The following is a 19485-nucleotide window of genomic DNA, read 5'->3' as shown; positions in this document are numbered from 1 at the left end:
GGTCGAGGTTCAGGAATCGACGGGGCTCTGGAGACACCGCGGCACGACGTCGGTGCCGTCGCCGAGAGGTTGTTGGTCGAGTGAGGCGAAGCAAGAACGGTCCCGAGCCGTCGGCACGGGGCAACTTCACCCCGCCGCCGCGCGGAGCGGCATCCGCACAGGCTTCCGGAGCGGACTCCGCGACGCCGCCCAAGGCCGGCGGCCGTCTCTCCCCCCGGAACTGGCGCGTCCCCACCAGGCTCAACGCGATCCTGCTGATACCCGTGGGGGTCGGCCTGGTCATGGGCGGCTTCCAGGTGAAGAGCTCGATCGACACCTGGAACGAGGCCCGGGACGCCGAGAGCACCGCACGTCTGGTGCGCGCCTCCCTCAGCTACGCCGACGCCCTCTACCAGGAACGGGACGTCTCCGCCGCTCCCCTGCTGCAGGGCAAGGGCGCCAAGGACTCGACCGTCGTCCAGGTGCGCTCCAATACGGACAAGGCCGCCGACGCCTTCGACCAGGCGGCCAAGGGCATGCCGCACAAGCCGGGCCTGGAACGCCGGCTCGCCATTTTCCGCAAGTCCGAGGCCGGACTCGTCCCGCTGCGCCAGGCCGCGTACACCTCCAAGCTCACCGGCGTGCAGACCGAGGAGGGCTATGTCGAGGTCGCGCACCCGCTGATGGAGTTCGCCAACGAACTCGGGCTCGGCACCGGCAACATCACCAGCTACGGCCGCACCGTCTACGCCATCTCGCTGACCAAGGCGGCGCTCTCGCTGGAGCGTTCCATCGGCACCCACCTGCTGCTCAAGCCGGGCACCTCCGAGGACAGCCTGGGCAAACAGCGGGTGGCCCTGTCCTCGTACGCCTACCTCGAGAACATCGCCGTCGAGGAGTACATAGGCGGCGGCACCGAGCAGGACGCCGCCAAGCTCGACGCCGCGAAGACGCAGCTGAAGGCGGACGGGCAGGAGCAGGCCAAGAAGGCCGCCGAGGCGGCCCAGGGCAGTGGCGAGACCTACGTACCGCCGCCCGCCGACCCCGACAAGATGGTCTCGGCGCTGGCCACGCTGCCCGATACCGACCAGTCCACCCGCGCCGGACTCGCCGCCAAGGGCATCACCGCGCAGAACTGGTGGGGGGTCAACACCCTCAGGTACGACGCCTACCGCAAGATCGAGTCGGACCTCGCGGACAACGCGGTCTCGGACGCCTCCGACATCGCGGACGACGCCAAGCAGGACGCGTTCCTCACCGGCGGCATCGTGGTCATCGCCCTCCTGGCCGCGTTCCTGCTGGCCGGAATCATGGCCCGGCAGATGAGCCGCTCGATGCGCCGACTGCGCAACGCCGCGTTCAGCGTGGCGGAGCAGCGCCTGCCGATGCTGGTCGACCAGCTCTCGCGGACCGACCCCGGACGGGTCGACACCCGGGTCGCGCCCATCCCGATCACCACGACGGACGAGATCGGCGAGGTCGCCCGCGCCTTCGACCAGGTGCACCGCGAGGCCGTGCGGCTCGCCGCCGAGCAGGCCCTGCTGCGGGGCAACATCAACGCGATCTTCACGAACCTCTCGCGCCGCAACCAGTCGCTGATCGAGGGCCAGCTGACCCTGATCACCGACCTGGAGAACAACGAGGCCGACCCCGACCAGCTCGAGGCCCTCTTCCGGCTCGACCACCTGGCCACCCGCATGCGGCGCAACGGCGAGAACCTCCTCGTCCTCGCCGGCGAGGAGCCCGGCCGCCGCTGGGACCAGCCGGTCCCGCTGGTCGACGTGCTGCGCGCCGCCTCCTCCGAGGTGGAGCAGTACGAGCGCATCGAGCTGTCCGGTGTCCCCGAGGCCGAGATCCACGGCCGCGCGGTGACCGACCTGGTGCACCTGCTCGCCGAGCTGCTGGAGAACGCCACCACGTTCTCCTCCCCGCAGACCAAGGTCCGGGTGACCGCGACGCGGCTGCCCGACGGCCGGATCATGACCGAGATCCACGACAAGGGCATCGGCCTGACCGCCGAGGACTTCGCCGACATCAACCACAAGCTGGCCAACCCGCCGACCGTGGACGTGGCGATCTCCCAGCGCATGGGCCTGTTCGTGGTCGGCCGGCTCGCCGACCGGCACGGCATCCGGGTCCAGCTCCGCCCCTCCGGCGAGCAGGCCGGCACCACCTCGCTGGTCATGCTGCCGGACGCGATCACGCACGGCGGTGGCGGCGAGACCGCGCAGCCGGGCGGCGACGACTTCACCGTCTCCCAGCTCATCCCCGAGCAGCCCTTCCCGGGCGAGAGCTTCGAGGGCCCGCCGCTGCGCACCGCGGCCGAGCTGGGCTTCGACGACAGCCGTTACGAGTCGGTGCCGGACGACATCCGCGAGCTGGACCCGGTGGGCCGCTCCCTGGCGCGCGGCGAACGCCGTGCCGCGCTGGAGGCGCAGGCCCAGAGCGAGCCCGCGGCACAGACCCCCGAGCACGACCGGGCGCAGCAGCCCTACCAGGACGACTTCGCCGCGCAGTACGAGGCCCAGCAGCAGTCCGCCTACGAGGACGGTCAGGGCGGCCAGGACGCGCAGGGCGGTGCCTACCCGGAGACGCCGGCGGCGTACGGGACGGGGCAGGGCTACGTCGACCCGGCCACGGGCTACGAGCAGCCGCAGCCGGGCTACGACCGCCAGGGTGCGTACGAGCAGCCGCAGCAGCCCGCGTACGGCGAGACCTACTTCGCGCCGGACTCGGCACCCTCGGGAGGCGGGGACTTCCCGGCCGCCGGGGGCTACTCCGGGCCGGCGTATGCGGAGCCCACCCAGGAGGCGCAGGCACCGGCCGGACCCGGGGCCCCCGAGACGCACGCGGGACCCGCCGGCGGGGCCTACCAGGAGGAGTGGCCGAAGCAGGAGGAGTACCCGGGCGGATATCGCTCCGAGTACGCTCCGGAAACGGAATCCTCGCAGGCCGCTGACGTGGGCGAGTCCGACCGCGTAGGCTTCGACCGTCCGGGGCCGGCCCCCACCGCCGGCCATCAGCTGACCGACGCCGGACTGCCCCGCCGCGGGAGCACCGCGGGCGGTGTCGACGGCGCCGGGGCACGGCAGCGGGCGGCGGCACCCGAACCTCCGGCGGCGCCGGCGGAACCGGGCGGCGAATGGCGCTCGGCCAACGACGAGCGCTGGCAGCACGCCTCCCAGCTCCGCAAGCCCAAGGCGGGCGGGGTGACCGCCTCCGGTCTGCCGCGCCGGGTCCCCAAGGCGAACCTCATGGAGGGCGCCGCGGAACCCACCGAGCAGGGGGGCCCACAGGTCTCCCGCGCCCCCGAGGACGTACGGGGCAGGCTGAGCAACCTGCGCCAGGGCGTCCAGCGGGGACGCAGCGCAGGAAGTGACAAGAACGGCCAGGCCACAAGGAATGAGCACAGTGGTCCTGACAGCACCTACAACCAGGAGCGTTAGTGTGAGCCCGATGAGCCAGGCGGCACAGAACCTGAACTGGTTGATCACCAACTTCGTGGACAACACCCCGGGGGTGTCCCACACGGTGGTGGTCTCCGCCGACGGACTCCTTCTGGCGATGTCCGAAGGTTTTCCCCGCGACCGCGCCGACCAGCTGGCGGCCGTCGCATCGGGTCTGACCTCGTTGACCGCGGGTGCCTCGCGCATCTTCGAGGGCGGCAGCGTGAATCAGACGGTTGTGGAGATGGAGCGGGGATTCCTGTTCATCATGTCCATCTCCGACGGCTCCTCCCTCGCGGTTCTCGCACACCCGGAGGCGGACATCGGCCTCATCGGGTACGAGATGGCCCTTCTGGTGGACCGTGCCGGTACGGTGCTGACACCCGATCTCCGTGCGGAGCTCCAGGGGAGCCTTCTCAACTGACCAACGGACCGTGCGTCTTGGCGTCCCGGCGCCGTAAGGTTTCGGGACGCGGCTTCCACAGGGTCGGGTGCCCGGCACAGTCGGAGGAGGAGAGAACGTGACTACACCCCCAGGCGATTCGCCTACCAACAGCTGGTCGTACGGCCCCCCGCAGGGCCGGGGCGACGGCTCGGGGCAGCGGTACGACTTTCCCTCCACCCCCCGGCACGGTTCGCCGTACCCGCCGCAGGGCCCCGGGCCGTCGCCGTACGACCAGCCCTCGGCACCGCGCATCCAGCCCGTGCAGCCGCAGCGGCGCACTCCCGAGCCGGCGCCCTCGGGGGCGTCGAACCCCCTGGTGCGCCCGTACGCCATGACGGGCGGTCGCACCAGGCCCCGTTACCAGCTCGCCATCGAGGCGCTGGTGCACACCACCGCGCAGCCGCACCAGATGCAGGGCCAGTTGCCCGAGCATCAGCGGATCTGCCAGCTCTGCCGGGAAATCAAGTCGGTCGCCGAGATCTCGGCTCTTCTGACGATTCCTCTCGGTGTGGCCAGGATCCTTGTCGCCGACTTGGCGGAAGCGGGCCTGGTCGCCATTCATCAGCCCGGCGGCGACGAGAGCGCCGGCGGACAGCCAGACGTGACTTTGCTCGAAAGGGTGCTCAGTGGACTTCGCAAGCTCTAGCGGAGGGCCTTCCCGCTCCACCACGTCCGCGAAGATCGTGGTGGCGGGCGGTTTCGGCGTGGGCAAGACCACGTTCGTCGGCGCCGTCTCGGAGATCAACCCGCTGCGCACAGAGGCCGTCATGACGTCCGCTTCGGCCGGCATCGACGACCTCACCCACACCGGGGACAAGACCACCACGACGGTGGCCATGGACTTCGGCCGTATCACGCTCGACCAGGACCTGATCCTGTACCTGTTCGGCACCCCGGGCCAGGACCGCTTCTGGTTCATGTGGGACGACCTCGTGCGCGGCGCGATCGGCGCCGTGGTGCTCGTGGACACCCGCCGCCTCGCCGACTGCTTCCCCGCCGTCGACTACTTCGAGAACTCCGGACTGCCCTTCGTCATCGCCCTCAACGGCTTCGACGGACAACAGCCCTACAACCCCGAAGAAGTCCGCGAGGCCCTCCAGATCGGCCCCGACGCCCCCATCATCACCACCGACGCCCGACACCGCGCCGACGCCAAGTCGACGCTCATCACGCTCGTCGAGCACGCGCTGATGGCACGGCTGAGGTAGCACGCGGTGGCCCGCGCCCTCCGGGGCGCGGGCACCACGCGGGTACGACGGAAGGGCCCCTCCGCAGCACGCGGAGGGGCCCTTCTGCTGTCTGGTGCGGCGCTCAGCGCCAGCTGTGCGGGGCGCGGAAGCCGTTCTCGCGCTCGAGGCGGCGCCAGCCGGCCCGCGCACGCCCGCGGTGACCGGGTGCCGGGGCCTCCTGCCGGGCGGCCGCCCGGGCCAGCAGGACCGCCGTGATCGCCGCGACTTCCTCGGGCCCGGCGTGCCCCTTCTCGACGCGGATGTCAGGAACGTTCATGGGTGTCAGTCTCCGTGAGGAAGGTGTCCGCAGTGTTACTGCGGCGGGTTGCCGTGCTTGCGGGACGGCAGGTCGGCGTGCTTGCTCGCCAGCATCGCCAGGGACTTGATGAGCACCTCGCGGGTCTCGGCCGGGTCGATGACGTCGTCGACCAGGCCGCGCTCGGCCGCGTAGTAGGGGTGCATCAGCTCGGACTTGTACTCCTTCACCATGCGTGCCCGCATGGCGTCGGGGTCCTCCGCCCCGGCGATCTGCCGGCGGAAGATGACGTTGGCGGCGCCCTCGGCGCCCATCACCGCGATCTCGTTGGTCGGCCACGCGTACGTGAGGTCGGCACCGATGGACTGACTGTCCATGACGATGTACGCGCCTCCGTACGCCTTGCGCAGGATCAGGGAGATCCGCGGCACGGTGGCGTTGCAGTAGGCGTACAGCAGCTTCGCCCCGTGCCGGATGATGCCGCCGTGTTCCTGGTCGACGCCGGGCAGGAAGCCCGGGACGTCCAGGAGGGTCATGATCGGGACATTGAAAGCGTCACACATCTGCACGAAGCGCGCAGCTTTTTCGCTCGCCTCGATGTCCAGCACGCCCGCCAGCACCTGCGGCTGGTTGGCGATGATGCCGACGACCTGGCCGTCGAGCCGGGCCAGCGCGCAGATGATGTTCCGCGCCCAGCGCTCGTGGACCTCCAGGTACTCGCCGTCGTCGACGATCTCCTCGATGACCTTGGTCATGTCGTAGGGCCGGTTGCCGTCGGCCGGGACCAGGTCGAGCAGGACCTCGGAGCGACGGTCGGCCGGGTCGGAGCACTCGGTGCGCGGCGGGTTCTCGCGGTTGTTCTGCGGGAGCAGCGAGAGGAGGTAGCGCACCTCGGCGATGCACGTCTCCTCGTCGTCGTACGCGAAGTGGCAGACGCCGGAGGTCTCGGCGTGCACGTCGGCGCCGCCGAGGCCGTTCTGGGTGATCTCCTCGCCGGTGACGGCCTTGACGACGTCGGGTCCCGTGATGAACATCTGCGAGGTGTCGCGGACCATGAACACGAAGTCCGTGAGCGCCGGGCTGTAGGCCGCGCCGCCCGCGCAGGGGCCGAGCATCACGCTGATCTGCGGGATGACGCCGGAGGCCTTGGTGTTGCGCTGGAAGATGCCGCCGTAGCCGGCGAGGGCGCTGACGCCCTCCTGGATGCGTGCGCCGGCGCCGTCGTTGAGGGAGACCAGCGGGGCACCGGCCGCGATGGCCATGTCCATGATCTTGTGGATCTTCGTGGCGTGAGCCTCGCCCAGGGCGCCGCCGAAGATGCGGAAGTCGTGGGCGTAGACGAAGACCGTGCGGCCCTCCACCGTGCCCCAGCCGGTGATGACACCGTCGGTGTACGGCTTCTTGGCCTCCAGGCCGAACCCGGTGGCCCGGTGCCTGCGGAGCTGCTCGACCTCCTGGAAGGAACCGGGGTCCACCAGCAGCTCGATGCGCTCCCGTGCGGTCAGCTTGCCCTTGGCGTGCTGCGCCTCGGTCGCCTTCTCGCTGGGGCCCGCCAGCGCCTGCGCACGGATCTCGTGCAGCTCGGCGACCCGGCCGCGGGCATCCGCAGGTTCGCCGGTGGGTTCGCCCGTCGTCTCTTCCAAAACGGTCATGTAGTGACCTTACGAAGCCGACGGGCGAAAGCGAGCCGTCGACTCCGTACAGTCTCCGGGGCGTTTTCCTGGTGCCACTGAACAGAACCCTGCCGGGATGCAGCCGTTTCGACTGCTCACAGGGGTCGGGACTTGTGGGGGGCGCACAAAGGAAGGCGGGGAGAGGGTGCTCACATTCGGTGTCCGCGCATGCCCTCGGCGGAGTGACGGGCGACGCCCGACCGGAGGCACGGGCGGCGAGGACGGGACCGATCGTACGGAGTCCCCGGCGACTTGGCGGAAACGGCCCCGGCGATGTTGAAGGTTTAACAGAATGGGGCTACGGTGAAGACCGTACTTAGTTAAACCTTCAACCAAACCCCGACAAGAGGAGTGCGCCATGGGCATCTTCGGCCGCAGCAACGACGAGACCGCCTCCGCCGCGGGCACCACCGCGGTGAGCCCGGACCTGGCGGCACTGACCGGCGAGTACGTCATCGACCCCGCCCACTCGACCATCGGCTTCACGGCCCGGCACGCGATGGTCACCAACGTCAAGGGCGGCTTCAAGGACTTCGAGGGCACGCTGCATCTCGACGGGGGCGACCCGACGAAGTCGACGGCCACGATCGACGTGAAGATGGACAGCATCGACACCGGGTCCGCCGACCGCGACGGGCACCTCAAGAGCGCGGACTTCTTCAAGACCGAGGAGTTCCCGACGATGACGTTCCGCTCCACCGGGGCGGAGGCCACGGGCGGGGACGACTACCGGATCACCGGTGACCTCACCATCCTCGGCACGACCCGGCCGCTCACCATCGACCTCGAGTTCAACGGTGCCGCGAAGGACCCCTTCGGCAACGAGCGCGTCGGCTTCGAGGGCAAGGCCGAGATCCTGCGCTCGGAGTGGGGTCTGACGTGGAACGCGGCGCTGGAGACCGGCGGCGTGCTCGTCTCGGACAAGATCAAGCTGGTCTTCGACATCTCGGCGATCAAGCAGGCCTGAGCCGCGCCCCGCGCACTCCCGCCTCCACCGGGCCCGCCCTCCGTTCCCCGTCCGGGGAGGGCGGGCTCCCTGGCGTGCGGGGGGGGAGGTCAGAAGTCGCCGCCCCCGCCGCCGAAGTCCCCTCCCCCGCCGAATCCGCCGCCGTCACCGAAGCCGCCGCCGAAGTCGCCCGGGTCGAAGTCCGACCCGGACACGTCACCTCCCCCGTAGCCCCCGCCGAAGCCGTCCCCGTGGCCGGCGTCCGCGTAGCCGTACCCGCCGCCGTAGAAGGCCCCGTAGCCCGGCCCCGACATCAGGCCGCCGAGCATCGTGCCGACCAGCAGCCCCGGCAGCAGCCCGCCGCCGAAGTAGCCGCCCGCCCAGGGCCCGTACGCCGGGCCCGCGTCCCAGTACGGGCGGCGGCCCCGGTCCGTCTCCACCTCCCGCACCTCCGGCTCGCGCCCGTCCGCGAGGCGCGCCCGGTCCGCCGCGCACACCGGGACCCGGCGGGGGGTGCCCCCGGCGGGCACCCACTCCACGTCCTCCACGGAGGGCCCGTGCCGGGGGTCGAAGAAGCACGGCGGCCGGCGCTCCGGCAGCGGCCGCCCCTCCCGCCGGGCGGCCAGCCGCGCCAGCGAGAACCGGCCGTTCTCCAGGGCCTCGGTCACCCCGCGCACGTCCTCCGGACGCCGGGCCCCCGCCATCGCCGACTTCGCCTGCTCGTACGCGTCCAGCGCCTGTCCGTAGTCGGCGCGCATCGGGTCGTCCGCGCCCGGTTCGCCCGGCCGGAAGTCGAGCCGGTCGAGTTCCTCGCCGAAGGCCGTGATGTCCTCGTCGACGACCACCCGAAGCCGCTCCAGCGCGGCCCGCTGCTCCTCCTCCCGCCGGCGGCGGTTGCGGCGGCTGACGGCGTAGGCGCCCGCCCCCGCGAGCACGACCACCGCGCCGACGGCGATGAGCGCGGTAGGGGAGGCGTCGCCGCCGCGGCCGGCCCCGCCGTCCCAGCTCGACGGGGCGCGGCCGCCGATGTTCGCCAGTGCCCGGTCCGTGAACTCGGTGAGCTGGACCGGCGCGTCCTCGCCCTGGACGCTGCCGACCAGGTTGCGCACGGCGGTCCGCGGCAGCACGGAGGAGTCGGCGCGGGCGTCGAAGCGGTCGCCGAGCCGGACCCCGTAGAGGCCGGTGATGCCGGTCGCGGTGCGCAGGTCGGTGAACAGGTCCTGGGTGGGGAAGCCTGCGGGCAGCACGGCGAGGAAGACGGGCTTGTCCGCCTCCTCGATCCGGTTCGCGAGGTCGCGGGCCTGGGCCGCGGAGAGCTGGTCGGAGGCGGCGGGATCCACATAGACGGGGCTCTCGCGCAGGGCGGCGGCGACGGTGGCGATGTCGCTGGCGGGCGAGGCCGTGGGTGCGGCCCCGGCGCCCGGCGCGGCGGTGAAGAGCACCGCCAGGGCGGCCGCGAGGACGGCCACCAGCCGGGCGCGGGAGCCTCGGGTCGGTGCGGAGGTCATGGGTGCGGGGTACCCGCGAGGCGGCGAAAGGTGCGTACCGTTTCCGCGCGCCCCGGTCCGGGCGCCCCCTCGCCGCCCGCCCCCGTCCGGGCCGGCCCGCCCTCTTCTGCGGCGGGCCGGCCCGGACGGCCCGGCTACCTGCCGGCGGCGCGGTAGGCGCGGGTGAGGGCGCTCAGCGCCTCCCCGTACCGGCCGCGCAGCAGCGCGCGGTCCGCCTCCGCGAAGGGCTTCGCGGTGGCCTCGTTCAGCGTGGCGGCGATCCGCTGCTGCACCAGCAGGCGGGCCTTGCCGACCGCCTCGCGGCCCTGCCGGTCGGCTCCCGCGCTCTCGGCCGCCTTCGCGGTGGCCGAGAGCGCCCGCAGTGTGTCGAGGCCGCCCTTCGGCACCTTCGTGCCGGTCCTCAGCCCCCAGCCGAAGGGGAACTGCGGGTCGTAGGCGGCGTCGCCGACGTTGATCGGAAGCTGGGACATGGACTTCGGCCAGGTCACGGGCAGTTGCCCGGTGAACGGACGGCGCCCGTAGAGGACGTCGGCGACCCCTTCGCCCTCGGTGCCCGGCAGCCAGGAGGCGACCAGCGCGTCGGTCCGGCCGAGGAGGTCGCCGAGGAGCTGCGGGCGTCCGGAGACGACCAGGACGACGCACTTCATCGCCCCGCACACCGTGTCGACCGCCGCTCTGTCGGCCGCCGTCAGCTCCAGGTCGTGCCCGTTGCCGACGTCGCCCACGCCCTCGGCGTAGGGGGTCTCGCCGACGACGACCACACCGACGTCGTAGCCGGACGTGGACGCCGAGGCGTCCTTGGAGTAGGTGACGCGTCCGCCGGCCTCGCGCATGCCCTCCAGGATCGTGGTCCCCTTCGTGATGTCACCGGAGGAGCCCTGCCAGGTGATCGTCCAGCCGCCGGTCTGGTTGCCGAGGTCGTCGGCGTTGGAACCGGCCACGTACACCTTCTGGTGCCGGGAGAGCGGCAGCAGGCCGTGGCCGTTCTTCAGGAGCACCTGCGACTCGGCCGCCGCCTCGCGGGCCACCGCGCGGTGGGCGGCGGACCCGATGCGGGAGGCTCCGCGCGTGTCGGCGTAAGGGTGTTCGAACAGGCCCAGCCTGAACTTCTGCGTGAGGATGCGGGACACGGCGTCGTCGACGCGGCGCGTGCTGACGCGCCCGGCCTTCACCTCGTCGAGGAGCGTGCCGGTGAACTCCTTGTAGGAGTACGGCACCATCGCCATGTCCACGCCCGCGTTGACGGAGGCGCGGACCTGCGCCGCCCGGTCGCCGGGGAGCTGGTAGATGCCGTCCCAGTCGCTGATGACGAAGCCCTCGAAGCCCATCCGGTCCTTGAGCACGCCGTTGATCATGTCGGCGCGGGCGTGCATCTTCACCGGTCCCCGGCCGTCGCCGACGACGTCGAGCGAGGAGAAGGAGGGCATGACCGTGCCGATGCCGCGGTCGACGGCCGTCCGGTACGGGGAGAGGTGGACCGCCTCCAGTTCGGCGCGGGTCACCTCGGTGACGCCCTGGTCGATGGTGTACGTGCCGGTGGTGGAGGAGCCGTAGGCGGTGCCGCCGTCGCCGACGAAGTGCTTGGCGGTGGCCAGCACCTTGTCGCCGCGGTCGAGGTCACGGCCGTCGGCGCGGCCCTGGAGGCCGCGGATCACCGTCTCCATGGACGTCACCAGGGCGGGGTCCTCGCCGAAGGACTCGTAGGCGCGGCCCCAGCGTTCGTCGCGGGAGACGCAGAGGCAGGGGGCGAAGTCCCAGGGGACGCCGGTGGCGCGGACCTCGGCGGCGGTCACCTCGCCGGTCCGCTCCGCGAGGGCGGGGTCGCGGGAGGCGCCGAGGCCGATGTTGTGCGGCATGACCGTCGCGCCGGCCAGGTTGTTGTGGCCGTGGACCGCGTCGACGCCGTAGATCAGCGGGATCTGGAAGCGGGTGGCCCGGGCGCGGAGCTGGTAGGAGTCGATCATCTTCGCCCAGGCCGCGGGGGTGTTGGGCGTGGGGGTGGAGCCGCCGCCGGAGAGCAGCGAGCCGAGGGCGTAGGAGGCGATGTCGCCGGGGGCGGTCATCGCGCCGCGCTCGGCCTGTGTCATCTGGCCGGCCTTCTCGGCGAGGGACATCCGCGAGACGAGGTCGGCGACGCGCTTGCGGACCGGCAGCCGTTTGTCGAGGTACGGCAGTCCGTGCGCGTCGAGCACGACCTGCGGGGTGTCCGCGGGCGGCTTGGCGCCGGTGACCGTGAGCTTCAGCGGGATCGTCTCGGCCGTCTCGGCGGAACGGTCCTTCAGGGTGCGGACGCGGACGGTGCGGGTGGTCCCCGAGGCGGTGCCCGCCGGGAAGGTGAGCGTGCCGGCGGCCGGGGCGTAGTCCTTGCCCGCGGTGGCGCTGCCGGAGCGGTCGGTGGTGTACGCGACGGTCACGGGCGCGTCCAGGGGCGCCGCGCCGGTGGTGGCGACCGTGACCCTGACGTCGGCCGTGCCGCCCTCCTTCACCGGGTACACGGCGGCGTCGGTGGTGACCGAGGCGCGCAGCGACGGGTCGGCCTTCCCGTACAGCTCGACGTGGTCCATGGCGAACTCGCCCCGGACACCGACGGGGAGGGTGAGGGAGTAGCCCCACATCGCGGTGAGGTTCAGGACCTGGTCGATGCCGCCGACGGGCTGGTAGTCGGTGCGGTAGGCGAAGTCGGTGAAGGGCAGCTCGATCCGCTTCCAGCCGGTGAAGTCGTCGGCGAAGGAGGTCGTCCACAGTTCGGAGGCCTCGCCGTTCGCCCCGCCGTCCTTGATCTCGAAGGGGATCTTCTTGCCGGTGTTCCGGCCCTCCCACCACAGGCGGACGCCCCGGTGCGCGGACCAGTCGTGGGCCGGCCGGTCGGCGGCGAAGTCGTGGGTGAAGCCGCCGTAGCCGGAGATGTCGTAGCTGCCGGTGAGGACCTTCTCGCCCTCCGGGGCGTCGGCGCGGGCGGTCAGCGCGAGCGTGGGCGGGTCGTCGGCGTCGCCGCCCCAGGTGAAGATGCCCTCGGCCGGCTGGGCGGCGAAGGGGACCTCGCCCTCGAAGCGGTCGACGGGGACCGGGGCGGGATCGTCGGCTGCGGCGGCCGCGCGCGCGGCGCCGAGCGGGAGGAGTGCGGTGAGCAGCGTCGCGGAGGCGAGCAGGGCGGTTCTTCGCATGGACCTTCCCCTTGGCTCTGGGAGGGCCCTTCGGGCTCCCGGATCCTTCCGTGAGCCCCCGGGGTCCCTCGTGTGCTCTCGGACTTGGATCACGGCGGACTTAGATCACGGCGTGAGTAAAAGCGGGGCGCGTCCGGCCCGTCAAGACACCGGGACGGAACTGGTGCACAGCCAAGGGGCCTACGGGAAAGCGGAGTTGGGGGTTCTGCGGGGCCCGGCGCGCGGCGCCCCGCGCATCCCGCCGGGGGCCGCCCGGGCGGGGCGCGCGGGGCGCCGCGGGGTTCTCGCGCTACTCGGCCGGGGTGACCCCGGCGCGCAGCAGGCCGTAGGTGTAGGCGTCCTCCAGGGCCTGCCAGGACGCGGCGATGACGTTCTCCGCGACACCGACCGTCGCCCACTCGCCCACCCCGTCCGAGGTGGAGATCAGCACGCGCGTCGTGGAGCTGGTGCCGTGCTTGCCCTCCAGGATGCGGACCTTGTAGTCGACGAGCTCCAGGGCGGCGAGCTGGGGGTAGAACCGCTCCAGGGCCACCCTGAGCGCCCGGTCCAGCGCGTTGACGGGGCCGTTGCCCTCCGCGGTGGCGACGATGCGCTCGCTCTTGGCCCACATCTTCACCGTGGCCTCGTTGGCGTGGGTGCCGTCGGGGCGGTCCTCGACGATGGCCCGCCAGGACTCGGTGCGGAAGTACCGCAGCGGCTTGCCGGCGACCTCCTCGCGCAGCAGGAGTTCGAAGGAGGCGTCGGCCGCCTCGTAGGTGTAGCCCTCGAGTTCGCGCTCCTTGACCCGCTCGACGACGCGGCCGACCAGTTCGCGGTCGCCGCCGAGGTCGATGCCGAGCTCCTTGCCCTTGAGCTCGATCGAGGCGCGGCCCGCCATGTCCGAGACCAGCATCCGCATGGTGTTGCCGACCTGCTCGGGGTCGATGTGCTGGTACAGGTCGGGGTCGACCTTGATGGCGGAGGCGTGCAGTCCGGCCTTGTGGGCGAAGGCGGAGACGCCGACGTAGGGCTGGTGGGTGGAGGGCGTGAGGTTGACGACCTCGGCGATGGCGTGGGAGATCCGGGTGGTCTCGCGCAGCCTGCCCTCGGGCAGGACCTTCTTGCCGTACTTCAGCTCCAGCGCGGCGACGACCGGGAACAGGTTGGCGTTGCCGACGCGCTCGCCGTAGCCGTTGGCGGTGCACTGGACGTGGGTGGCGCCCGCGTCGACGGCGGCGAGGGTGTTGGCGACCGCGCACCCGGTGTCGTCCTGGGCGTGGATGCCGAGGCGGGCGCCGGTGTCGGCGAGGACGGTGGTGACCACGGCCTGGATCTGCGCGGGGAGCATGCCGCCGTTGGTGTCGCACAGGACGACGACGTCGGCGCCGGCCTCGGCGGCGGCCCGTACGACGGCCTTGGCGTACTCGGGGTTGGCGCGGTACCCGTCGAAGAAGTGCTCGCAGTCGACGAAGACGCGGCGGCCCTCGGAACGCAGGTGGGAGACGGTGTCGCTCACCATGGCGAGGTTCTCGTCGAGGGTGGTGCGCAGGGCGAGTTCGACGTGCCGGTCGTGCGATTTGGCGACCAGGGTGATGACCTCGGCGCCGGAGTCCAGCAGCGCCTTGACCTGGGGGTCCTCGGCGGCCTTGGCACCGGCGCGGCGGGTGGCGCCGAAGGCGACGAGCCGGGCGTGCCGGAAGTCGATCTCCTGCCGGGCGCGGGCGAAGAACTCGGTGTCCCGGGGGTTGGCGCCGGGCCAGCCGCCCTCGATGAAGCCGACGCCGAAGTCGTCCAGGTGCCGTGCGATGGCCAGCTTGTCCGCGACGGTGAGGTTGATGCCCTCGCGCTGCGCGCCGTCGCGCAGGGTGGTGTCGAAGACGTGGAAGGAGTCGTCGAGCTCGCTGGGTTCCGTCGTCATGGTGTCAAGGCTCCTGTACTGGATCTCGGTCTGTTCCGGATTGACCGGTTCCGCCGTCCTCCAGGGTCCCTCGCGCTCTCCCCCCGGCATGCGGTGGGCCGGGAAAAACGAAAAACCCCTCGCGGGTGCGAGAGGTCTGCGCGCGGGTCGAGGACGACGGTGTCCGCCCGTACCTGGTCGTACGAGACGGTCACTGCGGACCGGCGCGCCTGCTGCCAATAATCATGGCGAACGAGAGCACGGGGGCATTTTGGCACAGTCCGGCCCCGGGCCCCACGGCCGTCTCAGGATGCGGGCGCGCGTGGGACCGGGTCCCGCCCGCGGGGAGGCGGGACCCGTCGGGGCCGGGCCGGTTCAGCCGATGCGGCGCATCCAGCCGTGGGCGTCCTCGGTGACGCCGCGCTGCAGGCTGAGCAGGGCCTCGCGGAGCCGGGCGGTGACGGTGCCGGGGGTGCCGTCGCCGTGGGTCCACTCGCCGCTCTTGGTGCGGACGGTGCCGATCGGGGTGACGACGGCGGCGGTGCCGCAGGCGAAGACCTCGGTGAGGGCGCCGGAGGCGGCGTCCTCGCGCCACTGCTGGAGGGTGACGACGCCCTCCTCGGCGGTGTAGCCGAGGTCCCGGGCCACCTGCAGGAGGGAGTCGCGGGTGATGCCCTCCAGGATGGAGCCGGTCAGCGCGGGGGTGACGATGCGGTCGCCGTAGACGAAGGCGATGTTCATGCTGCCGGACTCCTCGACCTTGGTGCGGGTCACCGCGTCGAGGTAGACGACCTGGTCGCAGCCGTGCGCGGCGGCCTCGGCCTGGGGCAGCAGCGAGGCGGCGTAGTTGCCGCCGGTCTTGGCGTCGCCGGTGCCGCCGGGGACGGCGCGCACATGGTCCTCGGAGACCCAGATGGTGACCGGCTTGACGCCGCCGGCGAAGTAGGCGCCGGAGGGCGAGGCGATCAGCATGTACAGGTACTCGTTGGCCGGGTGGACGCCGAGCCCGGTCTCGGTGGCGAACATGAACGGCCGCAGGTAGAGCGACTCCTCGCCGCCGTGCGGCGGGACCCAGGCCGCGTCCTGGGAGAGCAGGGCGTCGAGGGAGGCGAGGAAGAGCTCCTCGGGCAGTTCGGCCATGGCCATGCGGCGGGCGGAGTTGCGGAACCGGCGGGCGTTGGCCTCGGGCCGGAAGAGGGCGACGGAGCCGTCGGGCTGCCGGTAGGCCTTGAGGCCCTCGAAGATCTCCTGGCCGTAGTGGAGCACGTGGGTGGAGGGGTCGAGCGAGAGCGGCCCGTAGGGGACGAGCTGTGCGTCGTGCCAGCCCCGTCCCTCGGTCCAGCGGATGGTCACCATGTGGTCGGTGAAGTGGCGGCCGAACCCGGGGTTGGCCATGGCCGCCTCCCGCTGCGCGGCGGGCAGCGGGTGGGCGGAGGGCTTGAGCTCGATCGTGGGCGTCGTCATGAGTGGTTGTCCTTCACCGGTCGTGTGTGACGGGCCGCGCTCACGTCCGCACCGCGCGTGGCGGTTGGTAGGACGTCCGAGCATTCCCTCATACCGCGGCTCCGCGTCCGATTATCGCAAGAGCAGGACCGTGGATGAAAGGGACGAAACGATGTGACTGCGGCCCTTGGGTGTGCCCAGGGTGGATAGATGGTGACACCCGGCGAGGGCATGGAAAAGCCGCCGGGTGCGGATGCGACCCGGCGGCCTTCTCGTCCCTGTGGTCAGGGTGGCGTGAGCGGCGCGGGGTCAGCCCGCTACTCGGGCGACGAGGGCGTCGCCGATGTCGGCGGTGCTGCGGGCGGGTCCTCCGACGCGCTCCGCGAGGTCGGCGGAGACGGCCTCCTCGATGCGGGCGGCCTCGGCCTCGTGACCGAGGTGGCGCAGCAGGAGGGCGACGGACAGCACGGTGGCCGAGGGGTCGGCCTTGCCCTGGCCCGCGATGTCGGGCGCGGAGCCGTGCACGGGCTCGAACATGGAGGGGTAGGTGCCGCCCGGGTTGATGTTGCCGGAGGCGGCGACCCCGATACCGCCGGAGATGGCGGCGGCCAGGTCGGTGATGATGTCGCCGAAGAGGTTGTCGGTGACGATCACGTCGAAGCGCTCGGGCTGCGTGACGAGGTAGATCGTCGCCGCGTCCACGTGCATGTACTCGGTGGTGACCTCGGGGAACTCCTCGGCCACCTTGTTGAAGACGTTCGTCCACAGGTGCCCCGCGAAGGTGAGCACGTTGTTCTTGTGGACGAGGGCGAGCTTCTTGCGCGGGCGGGCCTGCGCCCGGGCGAAGGCGTCGCGCACGACCCGCTCGACACCGAAGGCCGTGTTGACGGAGACCTCGGTGGCGACCTCCTGGGGGGTGCCCTTGCGGATGGTGCCGCCGTTGCCCGTGTAGGGGCCCTCGGTGCCCTCGCGGACGACCACGAAGTCGATCTCCGGCTGGCCGGCGAGCGGGGTCTGCACGCCCGGGAGCAGCTTGGAGGGGCGCAGGTTGACGTGGTGGTCGAAGGCGAAGCGGAGCTTGAGCAGGAAACCGCGCTCCAGGACGCCGGAGGGGACCGAGGGGTCGCCGATGGCGCCGAGCAGGATCGCGTCGTGGGCCTGGAGCTGCTCGAGGTCGGTGTCGGTGAGGGTCTCACCGGTGGCGTGGTAGCGCCGGGCACCGAAGTCGTACTCCTTGGTCTCCAGCTTCACATCCTGCGGAAGGACGGCGGAGAGCACCTTGAGGCCTTCGGCCACGACCTCCTGGCCGATGCCGTCACCGGGAATGACTGCGAGATTGATGCTGCGAGACATGGCGTCACGGTACGCCATGTCTTAGAGCGTGACACGGTCTGTCCGGAGTGTGGACTCAGTGGCCCGTCTGGCCGCCGTTGTCCCGGCGGTCGAGGGCGCGCTGGAGGGCGGCGGCGGCGTTCTTGCGGTCGGTGTCACTCGTGCGGGGGTGACGGACGCGGCGGCGGGCGGTCGTCTCGGCCATGGGAAATCGACTCCTCAGCCAGTGGTGGGAAACCAGCGGTGGGAAAGCTGGAGAACGACGAGACGCCAAAAGGAGCGGGGAACGCGCGCCGCAGGGGTCACCTGCCTAGGGCACGGCTCACAGCCGCCATTCGCTCGGTCGAGCGGGACGTTCGGCTCCTACAAAAGTAAGGGACGGGAAGCCAGGTGTCTGCACAATTACTTGGGCTTCCTACTATCTGAGACGGCCCCTCGACCTCACCCGCTCCGACCTGCGGAAACGCCGGAGGGCGCCCCGGTGGGGGCGCCCTCGGACGGGTGAGGGGGGTCAGCCCATGTGGGGGTACGCGTAGTCGGTCGGCGGGACCAGGGTCTCCTTGATGGCCCGGGTCGAGGTCCACCGCATGAGGTTCTGCGGGGCGCCCGCCTTGTCGTTGGTGCCGGAGGCGCGCCCGCCGCCGAACGGCTGCTGGCCGACGACCGCGCCCGTCGACTTGTCGTTGATGTAGAAGTTGCCGGCCGCGTAGCGCAGCTTCTCCATCGCGTGGGCGGCCGCCGCGCGGTCACCCGCGATCACCGAGCCGGTCAGCGCGTAGTCCGACACGGACTCCATCTGGGTGAGCATGTCCTCGTAGGCCTCGTCCTCGTACACGTGGACCGCGAGCACGGGGCCGAAGTACTCGGTGCGGAAGACCTCGTTCTGGGGGTCCGTGCACGCGATGACGGTCGGCCGGACGAAGTACCCGACGGAGTCGTCGTAGGTCCCGCCCGCCACGATCGTGCAGGAGGGGTCCTGCTTCGCCCGGTCGATCGCCGCCTTGTTCTTGGCGAAGGACCGCTCGTCGATGACCGCGCCGAGGAAGTGGGAGAGGTCCGTGACGTCACCCATGGTGAGCCCGTCGACCTCGGCCGCGAACTCCTCCTCGAAGCCGGCGTTCCAGATCGAGGCGGGGATGTAGGCGCGCGAGGTCGCGCTGCACTTCTGCCCCTGGTACTCGAAGGCCCCGCGGGTCAGCGCGGTCTTGAGCACCGCGCGGTCCGCCGAGGGGTGCGCGACGACGAAGTCCTTGCCGCCGGTCTCGCCGACGAGCCGCGGGTACGTGCGGTACTTCTCGATGTTGGCGCCGACCGTCTTCCACAGGTACTGGAAGGTCGGGGTCGAGCCGGTGAAGTGGATGCCGGCCAGGTCGCGGTGGTGCAGGGCCACCTCGGAGACCTCCACGCCGTCACCGGTGAGCAGGTTGATGACGCCCGCCGGGAGCCCCGCCTCCTCCAGCAGTTCCATGAGCAGCACGGCCGCGAGGGTCTGCGTCGGGGAGGGCTTCCACACCACCACGTTGCCCATCAGCGCGGGCGCGGTCGGCAGGTTGCCGGCGATCGCGGTGAAGTTGAACGGGGTGATCGCGTAGACGAAACCCTCCAGCGGGCGGTGGTCCATGCGGTTCCACACGCCCGGGGAGTTGGCCGGCGGCTGCTCGGCCAGGATGCCGCGCGCGTAGTGCACGTTGAAGCGCCAGAAGTCGACGAGCTCGCAGGGGCTGTCGATCTCCGCCTGCTGGGCTGTCTTGGACTGCCCGAGCATCGTCGCGGCGGCGAGCTTCTCGCGCCAGGGGCCGGCGAGCAGTTCGGCGGCGCGCAGGAAGATCGCGGCGCGGTCGTCGAAGGAGAGCGCGCGCCAGCCGGGCGCGGCGGCGAGCGCCGCGTCGACGGCGTCCTGCGCGTCCTGGCGCGAGGCGTGCCGGAAGGTGCCGAGCACGGCCTTGTGATGATGGGGCTGGACGACGTCGAAGCTCTCGCCGCCGCCCATCCGCTTGCTCCCGCCGATGGTGCAGGGCAGCTCCCTGGGGTTCTCGGCGAGGTCCTTCAGGGCCACCTCCAGCCGCGCCCGCTCGGGCGAACCGGGGGCGTAGCCGTGCACCGGCTCGTTGACGGGGGCGGGGACCCGGGTCACAGCGTCCATGGTTTCCGTAACTCCTTGTGTGGGCGGTTTGTGGTTGCGGAAGGG

General features: G+C 71.6%; 14 protein-coding genes. 5 read left to right on the top strand and 9 right to left on the bottom strand.

Annotation, left to right across the window (positions count from 1 at the left end):
* Window positions 1-80: 80 nt before the first annotated feature.
* The 4 genes from OHB09_RS23805 to OHB09_RS23790 all read left to right on the top strand — a co-directional run bounded on the left by OHB09_RS23805 (window position 81) and on the right by OHB09_RS23790 (window position 5078).
* Complete coding sequence (locus OHB09_RS23805; RefSeq protein ID WP_328922508.1) at window positions 81-3425, top strand: sensor histidine kinase; 3345 nt, start codon at window positions 81-83, stop codon at window positions 3423-3425.
* Window positions 3426-3435: 10 nt separating this feature from the next.
* Complete coding sequence (locus OHB09_RS23800) at window positions 3436-3849, top strand: roadblock/LC7 domain-containing protein (RefSeq protein WP_004983065.1); 414 nt, start codon at window positions 3436-3438, stop codon at window positions 3847-3849.
* A 97-nt stretch (window positions 3850-3946) separates the two neighbouring features.
* On the top strand, window positions 3947-4516 hold the full coding sequence (locus tag OHB09_RS23795; protein ID WP_006139633.1) for a DUF742 domain-containing protein: 570 nt from the start codon (window positions 3947-3949) through the stop codon (window positions 4514-4516).
* Window positions 4497-5078 carry a GTP-binding protein gene (locus OHB09_RS23790; RefSeq protein WP_040894731.1) on the top strand — a complete coding sequence of 194 codons (582 nt, stop codon included), beginning with the start codon at window positions 4497-4499 and terminating at the stop codon, window positions 5076-5078. Before OHB09_RS23795 ends, OHB09_RS23790 begins: the two co-directional genes overlap by 20 nt.
* Before the next feature lie 103 nt (window positions 5079-5181).
* Here OHB09_RS23790 and OHB09_RS23785 read toward each other — a convergent pair whose 3' ends face one another.
* Both OHB09_RS23785 and OHB09_RS23780 read right to left on the bottom strand, forming a co-directional pair.
* The gene (locus OHB09_RS23785; protein ID WP_006139635.1) at window positions 5182-5376 is read right to left on the bottom strand and encodes an acyl-CoA carboxylase subunit epsilon; all 195 of its coding nucleotides are present in this window, start codon (window positions 5374-5376) and stop codon (window positions 5182-5184) included.
* Between the two features lie 35 nt (window positions 5377-5411).
* The gene (locus OHB09_RS23780) at window positions 5412-7007 is read right to left on the bottom strand and encodes an acyl-CoA carboxylase subunit beta (protein WP_006139636.1); all 1596 of its coding nucleotides are present in this window, start codon (window positions 7005-7007) and stop codon (window positions 5412-5414) included.
* Between the two features lie 379 nt (window positions 7008-7386).
* On the opposite strand from OHB09_RS23780, the gene OHB09_RS23775 reads away from it, so the two are divergent.
* The gene (locus OHB09_RS23775; protein WP_319352220.1) at window positions 7387-7995 is read left to right on the top strand and encodes a YceI family protein; all 609 of its coding nucleotides are present in this window, start codon (window positions 7387-7389) and stop codon (window positions 7993-7995) included.
* An 89-nt stretch (window positions 7996-8084) separates the two neighbouring features.
* On the opposite strand, the gene OHB09_RS23770 is transcribed toward OHB09_RS23775, so the two are convergent.
* The 7 genes from OHB09_RS23770 to pruA all read right to left on the bottom strand — a co-directional run bounded on the left by OHB09_RS23770 (window position 8085) and on the right by pruA (window position 19440).
* Window positions 8085-9482 carry a hypothetical protein gene (locus OHB09_RS23770; RefSeq protein ID WP_328728387.1) on the bottom strand — a complete coding sequence of 466 codons (1398 nt, stop codon included), beginning with the start codon at window positions 9480-9482 and terminating at the stop codon, window positions 8085-8087.
* A gap of 134 nt (window positions 9483-9616) precedes the next feature.
* On the bottom strand, window positions 9617-12646 hold the full coding sequence (locus OHB09_RS23765) for a glycoside hydrolase family 3 protein (protein WP_328922507.1): 3030 nt from the start codon (window positions 12644-12646) through the stop codon (window positions 9617-9619).
* A gap of 289 nt (window positions 12647-12935) precedes the next feature.
* Window positions 12936-14543 (bottom strand): citramalate synthase, encoded by a 1608-nt coding sequence (gene cimA / locus OHB09_RS23760; protein ID WP_093598423.1) that lies wholly within the window; start codon window positions 14541-14543, stop codon window positions 12936-12938.
* A gap of 354 nt (window positions 14544-14897) precedes the next feature.
* Window positions 14898-15986 (bottom strand): branched-chain amino acid aminotransferase, encoded by a 1089-nt coding sequence (locus OHB09_RS23755; protein WP_006139643.1) that lies wholly within the window; start codon window positions 15984-15986, stop codon window positions 14898-14900.
* 288 nt (window positions 15987-16274) lie between these two features.
* Window positions 16275-17318: a 3-isopropylmalate dehydrogenase gene (locus tag OHB09_RS23750; protein WP_093598448.1), complete on the bottom strand. Its 1044-nt coding sequence runs from the start codon at window positions 17316-17318 to the stop codon at window positions 16275-16277.
* A 55-nt stretch (window positions 17319-17373) separates the two neighbouring features.
* On the bottom strand, window positions 17374-17502 hold the full coding sequence (locus tag OHB09_RS23745) for a hypothetical protein (RefSeq protein ID WP_006139646.1): 129 nt from the start codon (window positions 17500-17502) through the stop codon (window positions 17374-17376).
* A gap of 306 nt (window positions 17503-17808) precedes the next feature.
* Window positions 17809-19440, bottom strand: a complete 1632-nt coding sequence (gene pruA, locus OHB09_RS23740) for an L-glutamate gamma-semialdehyde dehydrogenase (RefSeq protein ID WP_328922506.1) — start codon at window positions 19438-19440, stop codon at window positions 17809-17811.
* Between the last annotated feature and the right edge of the window lie 45 nt (window positions 19441-19485).

Source organism: Streptomyces griseoaurantiacus (assembly GCF_036189845.1).
Lineage (GTDB): Bacteria > Actinomycetota > Actinomycetes > Streptomycetales > Streptomycetaceae > Streptomyces > Streptomyces griseoaurantiacus.
This window is presented reverse-complemented; position numbering and strand designations above follow the sequence as displayed.

Coding starts and splice junctions, on each gene's coding strand:
- OHB09_RS23765 (WP_328922507.1), bottom strand. CDS start 12,646: ATGCGAAGAACCGCCCTGCTCGCCTCCGCGACGCTGCTCACCGCACTC.
- pruA (WP_328922506.1), bottom strand. CDS start 19,440: ATGGACGCTGTGACCCGGGTCCCCGCCCCCGTCAACGAGCCGGTGCAC.
- OHB09_RS23750 (WP_093598448.1), bottom strand. CDS start 17,318: ATGTCTCGCAGCATCAATCTCGCAGTCATTCCCGGTGACGGCATCGGC.
- OHB09_RS23745 (WP_006139646.1), bottom strand. CDS start 17,502: ATGGCCGAGACGACCGCCCGCCGCCGCGTCCGTCACCCCCGCACGAGT.
- cimA (WP_093598423.1), bottom strand. CDS start 14,543: ATGACGACGGAACCCAGCGAGCTCGACGACTCCTTCCACGTCTTCGAC.
- OHB09_RS23770 (WP_328728387.1), bottom strand. CDS start 9,482: ATGACCTCCGCACCGACCCGAGGCTCCCGCGCCCGGCTGGTGGCCGTC.
- OHB09_RS23775 (WP_319352220.1), top strand. CDS start 7,387: ATGGGCATCTTCGGCCGCAGCAACGACGAGACCGCCTCCGCCGCGGGC.
- OHB09_RS23780 (WP_006139636.1), bottom strand. CDS start 7,007: ATGACCGTTTTGGAAGAGACGACGGGCGAACCCACCGGCGAACCTGCG.
- OHB09_RS23800 (WP_004983065.1), top strand. CDS start 3,436: ATGAGCCAGGCGGCACAGAACCTGAACTGGTTGATCACCAACTTCGTG.
- OHB09_RS23785 (WP_006139635.1), bottom strand. CDS start 5,376: ATGAACGTTCCTGACATCCGCGTCGAGAAGGGGCACGCCGGGCCCGAG.
- OHB09_RS23755 (WP_006139643.1), bottom strand. CDS start 15,986: ATGACGACGCCCACGATCGAGCTCAAGCCCTCCGCCCACCCGCTGCCC.